Genomic DNA, 13,873 nt, shown 5'->3' with positions numbered 1-13,873 from the left:
CAAATGATATAGTCTTTCCAACTTTTTGTAAAGAAAAAAATAAAAAGGAAGAAGGAAGAGAGTAATGAAAATTGCTTGTGTACAAATGAATATCACTTTTGGCGATGTTGAAAAAAATATAGAACATGCTGAAAAAAAAATAAGCGAAGCGATAAAGGAAAATCCAGATGTTCTTGTATTACCAGAGTTATGGACAACAGGTTATGATTTAGAGCGCCTTCCTGAAATTGCGGATTTAGATGGGAATTATACGAAATGTTTATTATCAAAGTGGAGTAAGCAAAACGACGTAAATATTGTCGGTGGTTCAATCGCTAAACAGACAGAGAATGGTGTTACAAATACGATGTATGTTAGTGATCGAAATGGAAACATTGTAGCTGAATATAGTAAAGTGCATTTGTTTCAACTGATGGATGAGCATAAATACTTAATTGCTGGAAATGAAACGGGGCATTTTCTACTGGAGGATATACCATGCGCAGGAACAATTTGCTATGATATTCGTTTTCCAGAATGGATGCGCGTTCATACCGCGCACGGGGCAACTGTATTATTTGTTGTAGCAGAGTGGCCGCTTGTTCGTTTAGCACATTGGCGGTTATTGCTTCAGGCAAGAGCGATTGAAAATCAATGTTTTGTTGTGGCATGCAATCGTGCTGGGAGTGACCCTAATAATGTATTTGCAGGACATTCTCTTATTATTGATCCTTGGGGAGAAATTGTTACTGAAGCTGATGAAACAGAAACAATTTTGTTTGGAACATTAGATACAAACAAAATCTCAGAAGTGCGAAAGGGGATTCCTGTTTTTTTTGATCGACGTCCAGAATTGTACGCGCAAAAAAAAAGTTGACAAGCCAATTTTATTCTTGATATAGTCAGAACTGAAAATGGAAAATTCGGACAACTATATACTCTTATCAAGAGCAGGTGGAGGGATTTGGCCCGATGAAACCCAGCAACCGACCGTAATACCATTGTGAAATGGGGCGCATAATTGGCGCCTAGTAAGGAACGGTGCTAATTCCAACAGAAAGAGAGACTTTCTGATAGATAAGAGGGGAGAAGTGAATCTTCAAACCTCTTTCGTTGTAGAAAGGGGTTTTCTTATGATGAAAAGCCCTAATATATTAGGGGGGAAACAAAGTGGGATACAAGTAGTTAACAGAAAAAACAGCTGAAATGATTTAGTTTGTTTTTAGTTACCACTTTTTTGTCTCTTCACTTATTTATAATAAGAAGGGAGGAGACAACGATGGAGGAATGGATATCAGTTATTGGCAATGTCGGCTTTCCGATTGTTGTTACACTATACTTACTTCATAGAATTGAAAGTAAGTTAGATAGCGTTATTGTTGCGATTGAGAAGTTACCAAAGCAAATGCAAGGATATGAATCTCCAAAGGAAAATATGTAACGGAAACGGATTGTGCGGAAGAGGCACAATCCGTTTTTGGGTTGGTGAATATATCCAAATTTAAAGAACAACATAAAAACCTCTTTCTTTTTGGGGAGGACAAGAGCATCTGGCCGTGTGTAGAAGCGGTCAGGGCCTATTTTTGCCACATGTGAGATTTCAAACAAAGGGAGGAAGCGAATACAGGTACATATTTTGGTCTGCATAGCGGCGACTTATATATCGGAAAATTAAAGTTGATTTATAGAGAAAGAAAATAGTTTGTTGAATTTTACTGCGCTGTATAACCACCATCAATGACAACAGCTTGTCCTGTAATTCCTTTTGCTTTTTCGCTTGCCAAAAATAAGGCGTAGTTTGAAATTTCTTCTGTATGTAATAATCGTTGTTGTGGTACAAGTGGGTAAATGACTTCTTCTAGTACATGTTCAAGCGGTACGTTTCTTGTTGTAGCTAAATCTTGAAGTTGATTACGAACAAGCGGGGTATCAACATAGCCTGGACAAAGTGCATTTACGGTAATACCGTACTCAGCGCCCTCTAATGCAGCGACTTTTGTAAGCCCAATTACTCCATGCTTGGCGCTATTATATGCAGATTTGCCTGCAAAGCCAACGAGACCATTAATAGAAGCAATGTTCATGATGCGACCGTATCGTTGTTTTTTCATAATAGGAAATGTATGTTTTATTGCAATAAACGGTGCAATTTGCATGATTTTAATCAACATTTCAAACTTTTCGGTTGGGAAATCTTCAATTGGAGAAACGTATTGCATACCTGCATTATTAACTAATACATCAAGTGAACCAAATCGTGTAACAGTTTCAGCGATAGCTCGTTCAATCTCACGTTCTACTGTTACATCACATTGCATTCCAAATACTTTATATCCTTCGTTTTGTAATTGTTGCACTGCCTCTTGTACTCGGTTCTCTAACCGATCCGTAATCATTACAGTTGCACCTTCTTTCGCAAAGGCTTTTCCTATTTCATATCCAATTCCGCTTGCTGCACCTGTTAAAAATACAACGCGATTTTTAAACATGTTTTATTCCATCTCCTCTATGAATATAGTTAGCTCTATTGCTCTATTTATAGAAGCGAAATAGGAAATCCTGCAAGTTTCTAGAGAAGGGGGAAAAGTTTTTAGTTAATACGAAGGTGTATTTATTAACAAAAGGAATAAAAGAAGTTATAAAACCTTTTAGAGTAGAAGAAAGAAATGATTTATATAAATTCATGGTGATTTTTCAACATATAAGTCGCTGCTTTGCAGAATACAACATGGCCGCTACTTGTTTTCTTGTTTTGTTTTCATCCTTGCATGTGGTAGGAAAAGGCCCTGACCGTTTCTATGCGTGGCCAGATGCTCTCGTCCTTCTAAAAAGAAAAGAGTTTTTATATCGGCTCTTTGACTTGTATATATAGAAGTAATTATAATAGTTACTCTTTTTCTATACGCAATAAAGGACTTTGTAAAGATAATTCTCTTTGTGTATTCGTTAATAAGGAATCTATTTTTGATTTATGAGGGGGAGGAATGATGTAATGCATAAGGTTTGTAGGAGAAGGATGGTGCTCGGAACCGTTTGGACACTCGGGATCTGCAATTGTAAGCTTGTCCTGTACACGTCGCGTGAATAAAATGTGGCCAAGTTCGTGTGCAAGTGTGTACATGTTCTGCGAAGCTGATGCGGCATTTGTTAATACAATATAACCTTTAATTTGTGTGTGAACGGCTAAAGAATAGGCGCAAGCGATAATGGAGTTTTCTTGAAAATAATTACTGCCGATATAACAAATATAAATATCACATTGCGGTGCATGATCCCTGCATTCAGCAAATAAAGAAGTCAACTTCGGTTGTGATTTTAACGAAGATACGTAACTAATTTCACCATCATAAAAACGATATGGCTCATCTAGTACATTGACATTCTCAATTTTAAATAGGATAGGATGCCAAATATATTCAGCAATTGCAATGTCTTTAGCAATACGTTCATCATCAATATGAGATCCGGGAGTAATGCAAATACATATGTTAACGTAAGGACACATAGGAAACACCTCAAATATAATGAACTTTTTTATCTGGATAAAGAGGAAATGTACTTAACGATTGAAAAAAGGGGGGATATATGTTTTTAATGTATTTAAATTGTTTTTTTGTCGAACAAAGTAAGGAGAACATTCTTTATTTGATAAGAACTGCGGAAGTATATGATCCTCTTTATTTAATAAGCTATTAAAATTTGTTATCATATGTGTGAACTGTTCATCAGTAATCATACCGCTCGTATGCCAATAACACATCATTGCACAAGCAATGGAACTTGTATCGACGGTGACGTTCACATTAACATTAGAATTTCCGCTATTTGAAATATTAGAGCTATTTCGCCGCATGGTCAATCCTCCTTACAAAAATAGGCTACTTTTAGTAGCCTATTCATCTAAATTGTTTTTGTTTTGGCTTTGGTTACTCTGCTGGGGTTGGGTAGCATTATTTAATGCATTTGTTAAGAATGGAAGCAGGGCTGCTAATAGTTGGTTTGTAACATCTGTGTTCGATTGCCCTTGTGCAGGCCTCTGTGTCTGAGTCTGTTCTTGTTCTACATCATTAGACTGACTATTAGAAGAAGCTGTTTCAGAATCTATATCAGAGTCTACGTTTAAATTTACGTGAGAATTTCCACTATCTGAAATTTGAGCAACGTTGTGATTGTGTGTATGTTCTTTTGGTATTGGGTCTTGGGAATCGGGCTGTTTATAATTATTATTATTATCATTACATTGGAGTTTCTTTCGGCTGCAACCGTGAAAATAATACAAGAGAATCCTCTCCTTTAATAGCTACATAAAATGTCTATAGGATACTTTATGTAAAAAGAGAAAAAGTGTATGGACAAATGAACTATCATTTTGTGTTGTTTTTATCCCGCTATTCGCGGGCGGTAATACTCCCGCCTCAAAATTCAGCGGAAGCATTGTCCAGCTTTAGCGGCTAGAATCTTCGGTCGTTTCGCCCCCTCGGACGAGGCAAAAAGCTCCTCTCCGCCCTGTGCGTGGGCGTCCTGCGATTCTGAGCGAGCCGCTTCCGCTTTTCTTAAGAAGTTAGGCGGGAGATAAACTGCCCGTAAAAGCCCGATTGGTGAGGGCTGATAATCAGTGGGGGGTGAAGAAAACCCCACTGATTAAAGTTTCGCTTTATCCTGTTATAACGTGAGTTAATAATAATTTATTATATTTACATGAATGTGTGAAAAGTTTTAATACAAAAATAGGTGTATTTGTATTAGCGGTTGTATTTCAGATAAAAGATTTGTTCATTTTATCTGAAACTTGAGGATGCGGCTTTACTATTCGTAAATTGCAGAATAAGAAATGATGAAAAGAAGTCAGAAAATAGTCAAACTTCGACATATTTATATACCTATTTTTTGTTATAGTAAAAAGAAAAGGGGGAAAAAACATGTATACACTTAAAATTGTTTCAGATCGTGAAGCTATTTATCAATTTGCGAGTTATGCTCAAGTGGTACAAGGGGTAGAAAATGTATGTGTGGAAGTGCAGGAATCGTTGTATGAGAACCCGCTTATGAAGTTTTATGTTCATATCACTATCAAAGAAGGGTATGAACAAGGAAAAGTATTGCGGGAAATTGCACGTTTAGTAGGGTTAGGACGTTTTACATATGTTCATTACCAGGATGAAGAAATTGAAAAAGCATTTGAGGACGTAAAATACGAAAGTCATATAGGCTAGATAATAAGCAGGGAAGAGGCTAATGTGAGTTAGCCTCTTTTTATGCATCTAAATATTTTATATGTATCAAACAAATAAAGAATTTTGCTATTATAGGAGAGAAAAAGAAAGGAGAGTTACATAATGGGGTATATACAGGAACTAAGGAAATTAATTGGAACAAAACCACTAATAATAGTAGGATCGGCAATTATTGTTTTAAATGAAAAGAATGAAGTGTTATTACAACTTCGATCTGATACATATGATTGGGGATTACCAGGGGGAGCGATGGAATTAGGTGAAACAATTGAAGAGACCGCAGAAAGAGAATTAAGAGAAGAAACAGGGTTACAAACAGATTCCTTACAGTTTCTCGGCGTGCTCTCTGGTCAAGATTTATATTATCGTTTTCCGCATGGAGACGAAATTTATAATGTAATCAATGTATTTCAGGCGCATCGTGTAAGCGGTGAAATACATTGTGATGAAGAAGGATTGGATATACGATATTTTCCAATTGATAAATTGCCAAAATTGAATACAACGACAGAAAAAATCTTTCAAAAATTTTTATTAGCGCTGACAGAATAGGGGCGATTATCTTTTTATTTTATTGAGTATTTTGATTTTTTGATTTCTTCGTAATATAATAGACATAGATATTCATCTTATGGTATTCCATCCGAAGTTTACTAGGATACATAAGAGAGGAGAAAGTACACGATGCGTAATGTAGTCGTAACAGCGGCAGTTCGTTCGCCAATTGGAACGTTTGGAGGAGCCTTCAAAAGTGTAAAACCAACTGAACTTATAGTTCCTGTATTGCAGGAAGTTGTAAAAAGAGGCGGTGTGTCGCCTAGTGAAGTAGATGAAGTGATTTTAGGTCACTGTATTCAGCGAACAGATGAGGCAAATACAGCAAGAACAGCAGCTCTTATGGCGGGATTTCCCGATACGGTTACTGGCTATACAATTCAGCGTCAATGTGCTTCAGGTATGCAGGCGCTAATTTCAGCAGCAATGCAAATTCAATTAGGTGTAAGTGATGTTGTTGTTGCAGGAGGAGTAGAAGCGATGAGCTCTAGTCCGTATGTATTAAAAGAAAACCGCTGGGGACAACGACTACAACATGGAGAAATTCGTGATATGGTATGGGAAGTGTTAGAAGATCCAATCCATCATTTTATGATGGGAGAAACTGCAGAAAATCTTGCCGAGCAATATGAAATTTCTCGCGAAGAACAAGATGAAGTAGCGTTGTTAAGCCATCAACGTGCTCTTCATGCAATCGAAGCGGGCTATTTTGATGAGCAAATTGTTCCGATTACGAAAAAGGAACGGAGAAAAGAGATTGTCATTTCTAAAGATGAACATCCTCGTGCAGATATTACGGCAGAAAAACTTTCGGGTTTAAAAGCAGCTTTTCGCAAAGGTGGAACAGTAACTGCAGGAAACGCATCGGGTATTAATGACGGAAGTGCAGCGTTAGTCTTAATGAGTGAAGAAAAAGCAAAAGAAAAAGGGCTTCAAGCATTAGCAAGAATTGTTGGATACTCTGTAGCGGGTGTTGATCCGAAATTTATGGGGATAGGGCCAGTGCCAGCAATTCAAAAAGGACTGCAAAATGTAAATTGGTCAGTAAATGATGCAGATTTATTTGAAATTAATGAAGCATTTGCTGCACAATATTTAGCGGTAGAGAAAGAATTAGGTTTAAATCGTGAAAAAGTAAATGTAAACGGCAGTGGAATTGGTCTTGGTCATCCAATTGGGTGTACAGGAGCACGGATTACAGTAAGCTTAATTCATGAATTAAGAAGACGGGGATTAGAAAAAGGAATTGCTTCTCTTTGCGTCGGCGGCGGTATGGGAGTAGCGTTATTTATAGAAGCATTATAATAAACAAAACCAGCTAGTAGATACACTAGCTGGTTTTGTTTATGAACGGAATAGATGATGGAGTAGTCTTTCGTAAACTTCAAAAAAAGAGCTTCTAAATATATATAGTATAATAGTACATGAAATGATAGTTTCATAGTATATAGTGACAGGAGAAAGATGATGAAAATCAGGAATGTATTTTATATTTTATGCAGCATTCTTATAATTTTAAGTGGGTGTGCAAAGCAAGAAAAAGTGAAGCAACCGAAGAAACAGGCTATTCCTGAGACAAATGAATATGGCGGTTTACAACTAACAAAAGTAGGGCAAGAGATTAAGCAAAAAAACTGGGGAACTTTAAAATTAGAACAAATAAAACATGTAAATGAAACATTTACAGTTGGAACGATGAAAATCTATGTAGAAAATATCAGAGTGATTACATTATCAAATATGAAAACCGACACAAAAGAGACGCTAAAAATGTATACAAAATTAACTCCAGAAGAAGTACAACGTCGCTTAAATGAGACATTGGAGCAAACGGAAGCAGAATTGTATGCATCATTAAGTGGACAGGATATCGATGCTGCTGCTAAATATATTGAAATTACATATAAGGTTGAAAATGCAAGTGACAAAGAGATGCAGTTTTTTTCTATGAATAATGTAACTGTAAATGAAACGCAATCATTTCATGTACCAACGAAAAACTTTTTATATGCAGAAGATACGCTTATTGGTACAAGAAGTGTATCGAGAGAGGATTATAGTTCTGGTGAAAAAAGGGATGGCTTAATTGGGCTTGTACTAAGTGATCCTAATGAAAAAGTAAAAAAAGTTTCTTTTACAACAGATGTATTGGCGGCAGGAGACACACATGAAAAAATAGCAGAACCACAAACATTTACCATTTCATTATAATAGTGAAATGGTTTTTCGTTGTTATATAAGTTAAAAAGGGTGTAAAGACCATTTTTTGGGGGAGAACGATTATAGGTTATGTTGTATCGCTACAAAGTATCGACCTAAATGTCGTAGAGGAGATATGTCGTTTTATAGAGAATTTATATTTATATAGTAATTTGCAGGGAGATGAAAAAATGTATATTGTCAAAGCGAATGTAAATGATGCAACAGAACTCGCGCGTGTTCATGTTGATAGTTGGAGAGAGACATATGAAGGGATTATGCCAAAAGAAGTGCTAGATAAAAAATCATATAAGAAGCGAGAAGGATTATGGAGAAAAATATTACAGGAACAGCATTCACATGTTTATGTTGCTAAAACAGTTGACGGAAAAATAATCGGTTTTGCAGATGGAGGGAAAGAAAGAACAGGTAGTTATGGATATGACGGAGAGTTATATGCGATATATATTTTAAAAGAATACCAGCGAAATCAGCTCGGGAAAAGATTGCTAAAAGCGGTAGCAGTGGATTTATATGAAAATGGCTGCTATTCTATGCTTGTTTGGGTAGTGGCAAGTAATCCTTCTAAATATTTTTATGAAGCATTACAAGGCTCTTTTGTAGACAAGAAACAAATTGAAGAATTACACGTAGAAGAAACTGCATACGGCTGGAAAGATATAAAAACTCTTCTTAAGTAGTACAACCCCCCGCTCGTTTTATCGCTTCTTGAATATAATGAAGTGAATAGAGTGAAAGGGGAGACAATCCGTGAGGGGATTCACGGTGTTAATCGGAGTTATGTTAGCGGTTTGTTTTCAAATAGGCTTATTATATATGTTACAACGAATCGTGCAGTTATCACTTATTCATCTTTTATATGAAATTGTATGTATAGGAGTACTATTTGGGATAGGGATGAGTATTGCACATTATTTTTATAAATACAAAATTTATATATTTATATTGATGTTTGTTTTTTTCTATGGCTATGGATATTATAACGGTGAGAGTGTTCAAGTCACTTTGCAATTGCATATTGGATTGATTCAACGGGCATTCATATTATTATTTTGTATTATGTTTGGAACTATTGTGTATGGAATGTTGTTTTACAAAGAAAATTAATGAGAAAAAGGTCAAATGACACATTTGGCCTTTTTTAAGATTTTTGTTTTTTATAGTAAGTTTTCACGTTCTGTAATTGTTCTGAGATACGAAATTCGTGTTTTTGTTCTTCAAATTGTTTTTTTGTATAGGGACCAAATCGGCGGTTGTTTTTTAAATCAATAATCCAATAATTTTCTATCGCTTGATTGGTAATTGAGGCGTCAGGGTTGTTAGGGTCATCTGTTTGGTCTATTTGTTTAGCTAAAATATAAGCGTCGTTCCAAGCAATTTCTACAATTTTTGCTGGAATATATTGAGAAGCATACAAGGCGTCTGATTTTGGAAAAAGTTCTAGGGCGTCACTAGTAACAGCAATAAGCTCATATTCATCACCAATACTGTAATGAGAGTGCTTAGAATCTGTTGAACAACTAGCTAAAAGTATGAAAGAGCAGAAGATGATGAATCGTTTCAATATGAGCTCCTCCTTCCGAAATATGATTGATACATATTGTACAGGAAAAGATAGTAAAACACCAATTTATGCGTTGTTTACAACTGTTTTTAGACATGATAGGATGAAACATAAAGGATAGAAAAAGGAGTCGACACAACATGAAGCTGAAAATACATCGTCCGACGATCGTTATGAATCGCATAGGGGCTGCAATTATCGATATGTTTTTCATTTCTGTTCTGTACGGTGCTATAGTCGCGATCACAACAGGAAACTATAAGGCGATTTTGAATCGTTTTAATGTAAGTTTAGGAGATATTCGTTATGATCTTGGACTAGTATGTTTATTAATGGCACTTTATTTTATTGTTCTACCATTTATTTGGAATGGATATACACCAGGGAAAAAATTTACACGTACAAAACTTGTAGCACTTACAAATGAAAAGTTAACGCTTGGAATATTAACAATGAGGTTTATTGTATTATTAATACCAAATATTTTATTTCTTGGAATTCCAATAATATGTAATATATACATGATGCTGTTTAGAAGTGATAATAGCGGGTATCATGATCTTATAGTAAAAACTAGAGTTATAAGCATTGTATAAAGTGAAACTTTAATCAGTGGGGGTTTTCTTCATTCCCCACTGATTATCAACCCTTACCAATCGGGCTTTTACGAACAGTTTATCTCCCACCTAACATTCTAGCCACTGGAACTGAACACTGCTTTCACTGAATTTTGAGGTGGGAGTATTACTGCCCACGAATAGCGGGATAAAGAAAGAGGAGTAACTACTTCTCTTTCTTTATTATTGTCAAAATTTGTTTTTGGTAATTTGGTAAAGAGGGATCGTTTTAATAAAAAATTTCATCGAGTATAAATTTTTACAAAATTCGATAAATTTAATTGATATAATAGAATTTATATAGGACAGGCATCTCCTATATAGTACCCTCCATATTAATGGCGCGTCACGGAAAGGCGCGCTTTTTTTAATTGGAATGAAAATTTTTAAAATGATATATTTATAATGAAGGGTACTAATTTTACATTTGGGGAAATTCTTATATTTGTCGGTCTAAGAAATGATGTTAACAGATTTACCGACTTCTGGTGTTATAGGAACAAAGCAACAACCATTTCATACAGCAGAGGTAATATTATAATGGAAAACCGTCCATGAATATGGACGGTTTCTTTGTATTTAGCGAATGCGATTTTCGGTTTTTACATCAAAGAAGTGCGCTTTGTTCATATCAAATGCAAGCTGGATTTGATCACCGTTTGTAAACGTATGTCTCGCATCGACACGTGCTACAAAATCTTGATTTCCAAGTTTCATATATAAAATGGATTCCGCACCTAATAGTTCAGCAACTTCAATTTTTGTTGTAAATGTTGTATCTTGTGAAGCTTCTAAAAATAAGAGTTCATCATGAATATCTTCTGGACGTATTCCTAAAATAATTTCTTGGTTAATGTAGCCTTGTTCGCTCAGTAGTTTCATTTTTCCTTCAGATACTTTAATTTTAACTTTATTGTCTACTACAAAGTGACTTTCTGTTAACTGACCACGTAAGAAGTTCATCGCAGGAGAACCAATAAATCCGCCAACGAAAATATTTTCAGGTGTTTCGTATACTTCTTTTGGTGTTCCAATCTGCTGTATTTTCCCATCTTTCATAACAACAAGGCGCGATGCCATTGTCATAGCCTCTGTTTGGTCATGTGTTACATAAATAGTTGTTGTTCCAAGTCTTTGGTGCAGCTTAGAAATTTCTGAACGCATTGTTACTCGTAATTTTGCATCAAGGTTTGATAATGGCTCGTCCATTAAGAAGACTTTTGCATCACGAACAATGGCACGTCCTAATGCAACACGTTGCCGCTGTCCTCCTGATAATGCTTTTGGTTTTCGGTTTAAATAATCTTCAAGCCCTAAAATACGGGCTGCATCTTTCACGCGGCGATCAATTTCGTCTTTTGATATTTTACGAAGCTTTAAGCCAAATGCCATGTTATCATAAACACTCATATGCGGATAGAGTGCATAGTTTTGAAAGACCATTGCAATGTCGCGATCTTTCGGAGGAACGTCATTCATTAATTTGCCATCAATTGAAAATTCACCTTTTGAAATATCTTCTAAACCAGCAACCATCCGTAATGTTGTGGATTTCCCGCATCCAGATGGACCAACGAATACGATAAACTCTTTATCTTGTATGTGTAAATTGAAGTCTGTTACTGCTGTTACATCATTATCATATATTTTGTAAATGTTTTCTAATTTTAGTTCTGCCATTGATTTTTCCCCCCAGCAAAAATGTGAAAACGTTTTCTTTCGTTTTATTATAAATGAGTGCATAAAAAAAATAAATAAAAAAATTAAAACGTTTGCATATTTTTTAAAATTACGGTTTAAGTATTGTGTTCTTATTAATTAAATACTGCGTTCTTATTATTGGTAGAACGCTGGTTTTACAACTGTTTGATCATAGTAAAGAGTGTAAGTTTGTTTTCATTTTGTCTATAATCTGTTATTATTCACTCATGAAAACGTTTGCGCTATTTTGTGAATAAATAATGAGATGGGGGATTATGATGGAGAAACAATGGTGGAGAGAAAGTGTTGTATATCAAATTTATCCGCGTAGCTTTATGGATAGTAATGGTGATGGAATTGGTGATCTTCGCGGAATTATTTCAAAGCTTGATTATTTACAAGAACTAGGTATAGATGTAATTTGGTTGTCGCCAGTTTACGAATCTCCAAACGATGATAATGGTTATGATATTAGCGATTATCGTAAGATTATGGATGAATTTGGGACGATGAATGATTGGGATAAATTGTTAAGTGAAATGCATAAACGTAATATGAAATTAATGATGGATTTAGTAGTTAATCATACTTCAGATGAACATCATTGGTTTGTTGAATCTCGGAAGTCAAAAGATAATCCTTTTAGAGATTACTATATTTGGCGTAAAGGAAAAGATGGAAAAGAGCCCAATAACTGGGGAGCTGCTTTTAGTGGGTCGGCTTGGCAATATGATGAAACGACAGATGAATATTATTTACATTTATTTTCAAAAAAGCAACCGGATCTAAACTGGGATAATGAGAATGTACGTAAAGAGATTTATGAGATGATGAAATTTTGGCTTGATAAAGGAATTGATGGTTTCCGTATGGATGTTATTAATTTTATTTCAAAAACAGAGGGGCTCCCAGCTGTTGATGTTGAAACGGAAGGGTATGTATCTGGACATCAATACTTTATGAATGGACCTAATATTCATCCATATTTACATGAAATGAATCAAGAAGTGCTATCTAAATATGACATTATGACAGTTGGTGAGATGCCAGGTGCAACAACGGAAGAAGCTAAACTTTATACAGCTGAAGAGCGTCAGGAATTGCAGATGGTATTTCAATTTGAACATATGGATTTAGATTCTGGAGAAAATGGTAAATGGGATGTGATACCATGTTCGCTCCTTACGTTAAAGCAGAATTTAACAAAGTGGCAAAAAGCATTAGAGCGTACAGGATGGAATAGTTTGTATTGGAATAATCATGATCAGCCGCGTGTTGTATCTCGTTTTGGTAACGATAAATTGTATCGTATTCCATCAGCGAAAATGTTAGCGACGGTACTTCATATGATGAAAGGAACTCCTTATATTTATCAAGGTGAAGAGATTGGGATGACAAATGTCCAATTTGATTCAATTGAGGATTACCGTGATATTGAAACCTTGAATATGTACCGTGAAAAAGTAATGGAACGTGGTGAAAATCATGAAATAGTAATGCAATCTATTTATACAAAAGGACGCGATAATGCTCGGACGCCGATGCAATGGGAAGACAGTGAACATGCTGGATTTACAACCGGAAAGCCGTGGCTAAAAGTAAATCCTAATTATAAAGATATCAATGCATGGCAGGCATTACATGACCCAAATTCTATTTTCTATTACTACAAGAAATTGATTGAACTTCGTAAAAATCATGAGATTATTGTATATGGTACATATGACTTAATTCTAGAAGATCATCCATCGATTTTTGCTTATTTGAGAACATGGAAAAATGAGAAATTACTTGTTATTGCAAACTTTAATGAGGAATCATGTGTTTTTGCGTTGCCAACAGAGATCACATATAGTAGTTCAGAGTTATTAATACACAATTATGATGTTCAGAGTGAATTGATTAGAAATATTGCTTTACAGCCTTATGAAACGAGGGTGTATAAACTGAAATGAGAAGATAGAAGTTATAGAATATAACACATCTCAAACAAATAGCGAAAA

Annotated in this window: 16 protein-coding genes and 1 riboswitch; of the genes, 10 read left to right on the top strand and 6 right to left on the bottom strand. The window is 35.3% G+C overall.

Features of this window, described 5'->3' with window-relative positions; translation table 11 throughout:
• The first annotated feature begins 64 nt into the window (after nt 1-64).
• Together BR72_RS01350 and BR72_RS01345 are read left to right on the top strand one after the other, a co-directional pair.
• Entirely contained in the window at nt 65-856 is a 792-nt protein-coding gene (locus BR72_RS01350; protein WP_035429304.1) for a carbon-nitrogen family hydrolase, read from the top strand.
• A 61-nt stretch (nt 857-917) separates the two neighbouring features.
• A riboswitch (SAM riboswitch) is annotated at nt 918-1,063 on the top strand.
• Between the two features lie 195 nt (nt 1,064-1,258).
• The gene (locus BR72_RS01345) at nt 1,259-1,420 is read left to right on the top strand and encodes a YvrJ family protein (RefSeq protein WP_035429302.1); all 162 of its coding nucleotides are present in this window, start codon (nt 1,259-1,261) and stop codon (nt 1,418-1,420) included.
• A gap of 271 nt (nt 1,421-1,691) precedes the next feature.
• Here BR72_RS01345 and BR72_RS01340 read toward each other — a convergent pair whose 3' ends face one another.
• From BR72_RS01340 to BR72_RS01320, 4 genes are all read right to left on the bottom strand, one after another.
• Nucleotides 1,692-2,468: a 3-hydroxybutyrate dehydrogenase gene (locus tag BR72_RS01340; RefSeq protein WP_035429300.1), complete on the bottom strand. Its 777-nt coding sequence runs from the start codon at nt 2,466-2,468 to the stop codon at nt 1,692-1,694.
• 398 nt (nt 2,469-2,866) lie between these two features.
• A complete protein-coding gene (locus BR72_RS01330; protein ID WP_035429296.1) occupies nt 2,867-3,484 on the bottom strand; it encodes an ImmA/IrrE family metallo-endopeptidase in 618 nt (205 codons plus the stop codon).
• 54 nt (nt 3,485-3,538) lie between these two features.
• Nucleotides 3,539-3,832 (bottom strand): hypothetical protein, encoded by a 294-nt coding sequence (locus BR72_RS01325; protein WP_035429295.1) that lies wholly within the window; start codon nt 3,830-3,832, stop codon nt 3,539-3,541.
• A gap of 39 nt (nt 3,833-3,871) precedes the next feature.
• The gene (locus BR72_RS01320) at nt 3,872-4,258 is read right to left on the bottom strand and encodes a hypothetical protein (protein ID WP_035429293.1); all 387 of its coding nucleotides are present in this window, start codon (nt 4,256-4,258) and stop codon (nt 3,872-3,874) included.
• 640 nt (nt 4,259-4,898) lie between these two features.
• Here BR72_RS01320 and BR72_RS01315 point away from each other — a divergent pair.
• From BR72_RS01315 to BR72_RS01290, 6 genes are all read left to right on the top strand, one after another.
• Complete coding sequence (locus tag BR72_RS01315) at nt 4,899-5,192, top strand: DUF3928 family protein (RefSeq protein WP_035429291.1); 294 nt, start codon at nt 4,899-4,901, stop codon at nt 5,190-5,192.
• A 123-nt stretch (nt 5,193-5,315) separates the two neighbouring features.
• Nucleotides 5,316-5,765, top strand: coding sequence for an NUDIX hydrolase (locus tag BR72_RS01310; protein ID WP_035429289.1), 450 nt, complete (start codon nt 5,316-5,318; stop codon nt 5,763-5,765).
• 132 nt (nt 5,766-5,897) lie between these two features.
• Nucleotides 5,898-7,073 carry an acetyl-CoA C-acetyltransferase gene (locus BR72_RS01305; RefSeq protein ID WP_035429288.1) on the top strand — a complete coding sequence of 392 codons (1,176 nt, stop codon included), beginning with the start codon at nt 5,898-5,900 and terminating at the stop codon, nt 7,071-7,073.
• A 159-nt stretch (nt 7,074-7,232) separates the two neighbouring features.
• Nucleotides 7,233-7,979 carry a hypothetical protein gene (locus BR72_RS01300; RefSeq protein WP_035429286.1) on the top strand — a complete coding sequence of 249 codons (747 nt, stop codon included), beginning with the start codon at nt 7,233-7,235 and terminating at the stop codon, nt 7,977-7,979.
• 179 nt (nt 7,980-8,158) lie between these two features.
• The gene (locus BR72_RS01295; protein ID WP_035429284.1) at nt 8,159-8,668 is read left to right on the top strand and encodes a GNAT family N-acetyltransferase; all 510 of its coding nucleotides are present in this window, start codon (nt 8,159-8,161) and stop codon (nt 8,666-8,668) included.
• Between the two features lie 85 nt (nt 8,669-8,753).
• Complete coding sequence (locus BR72_RS01290) at nt 8,754-9,095, top strand: hypothetical protein (protein ID WP_035429282.1); 342 nt, start codon at nt 8,754-8,756, stop codon at nt 9,093-9,095.
• Between the two features lie 34 nt (nt 9,096-9,129).
• Here the strand turns inward: BR72_RS01290 and BR72_RS01285 are convergent, their stop codons facing one another.
• Nucleotides 9,130-9,552 carry a DUF3997 domain-containing protein gene (locus tag BR72_RS01285; RefSeq protein ID WP_035429281.1) on the bottom strand — a complete coding sequence of 141 codons (423 nt, stop codon included), beginning with the start codon at nt 9,550-9,552 and terminating at the stop codon, nt 9,130-9,132.
• Between the two features lie 140 nt (nt 9,553-9,692).
• Here BR72_RS01285 and BR72_RS01280 point away from each other — a divergent pair, with 140 nt between their 5' ends.
• Nucleotides 9,693-10,148, top strand: coding sequence for an RDD family protein (locus BR72_RS01280; protein ID WP_035429279.1), 456 nt, complete (start codon nt 9,693-9,695; stop codon nt 10,146-10,148).
• A 600-nt stretch (nt 10,149-10,748) separates the two neighbouring features.
• Here the strand turns inward: BR72_RS01280 and BR72_RS01275 are convergent.
• Nucleotides 10,749-11,849: an ABC transporter ATP-binding protein gene (locus BR72_RS01275; RefSeq protein WP_035429278.1), complete on the bottom strand. Its 1,101-nt coding sequence runs from the start codon at nt 11,847-11,849 to the stop codon at nt 10,749-10,751.
• Between the two features lie 299 nt (nt 11,850-12,148).
• On the opposite strand from BR72_RS01275, the gene BR72_RS01270 reads away from it, so the two are divergent.
• The gene (locus BR72_RS01270; RefSeq protein WP_035429276.1) at nt 12,149-13,825 is read left to right on the top strand and encodes a glycoside hydrolase family 13 protein; all 1,677 of its coding nucleotides are present in this window, start codon (nt 12,149-12,151) and stop codon (nt 13,823-13,825) included.
• Nucleotides 13,826-13,873: the final 48 nt, after the last annotated feature.

This window comes from Bacillus sp. UNC322MFChir4.1, from assembly GCF_000746135.1.
Classification (GTDB): Bacteria; Bacillota; Bacilli; order Bacillales; family Bacillaceae_G; genus Bacillus_A.
Note: the sequence above shows the minus strand (reverse complement) of the source record. Positions and strands in the feature narration are given on the sequence as shown.

Bases quoted from the DNA above. Each gene is read 5' to 3' on its own strand.
- BR72_RS01350 (WP_035429304.1), top strand. From the start codon at position 65: ATGAAAATTGCTTGTGTACAAATGAATATCACTTTTGGCGATGTTGAA.
- BR72_RS01345 (WP_035429302.1), top strand. From the start codon at position 1,259: ATGGAGGAATGGATATCAGTTATTGGCAATGTCGGCTTTCCGATTGTT.
- BR72_RS01340 (WP_035429300.1), bottom strand. From the start codon at position 2,468: ATGTTTAAAAATCGCGTTGTATTTTTAACAGGTGCAGCAAGCGGAATT.
- BR72_RS01330 (WP_035429296.1), bottom strand. From the start codon at position 3,484: ATGTGTCCTTACGTTAACATATGTATTTGCATTACTCCCGGATCTCAT.
- BR72_RS01325 (WP_035429295.1), bottom strand. From the start codon at position 3,832: ATGCGGCGAAATAGCTCTAATATTTCAAATAGCGGAAATTCTAATGTT.
- BR72_RS01315 (WP_035429291.1), top strand. From the start codon at position 4,899: ATGTATACACTTAAAATTGTTTCAGATCGTGAAGCTATTTATCAATTT.
- BR72_RS01310 (WP_035429289.1), top strand. From the start codon at position 5,316: ATGGGGTATATACAGGAACTAAGGAAATTAATTGGAACAAAACCACTA.
- BR72_RS01305 (WP_035429288.1), top strand. From the start codon at position 5,898: ATGCGTAATGTAGTCGTAACAGCGGCAGTTCGTTCGCCAATTGGAACG.
- BR72_RS01300 (WP_035429286.1), top strand. From the start codon at position 7,233: ATGATGAAAATCAGGAATGTATTTTATATTTTATGCAGCATTCTTATA.
- BR72_RS01295 (WP_035429284.1), top strand. From the start codon at position 8,159: ATGTATATTGTCAAAGCGAATGTAAATGATGCAACAGAACTCGCGCGT.
- BR72_RS01280 (WP_035429279.1), top strand. From the start codon at position 9,693: ATGAAGCTGAAAATACATCGTCCGACGATCGTTATGAATCGCATAGGG.
- BR72_RS01275 (WP_035429278.1), bottom strand. From the start codon at position 11,849: ATGGCAGAACTAAAATTAGAAAACATTTACAAAATATATGATAATGAT.
- BR72_RS01270 (WP_035429276.1), top strand. From the start codon at position 12,149: ATGGAGAAACAATGGTGGAGAGAAAGTGTTGTATATCAAATTTATCCG.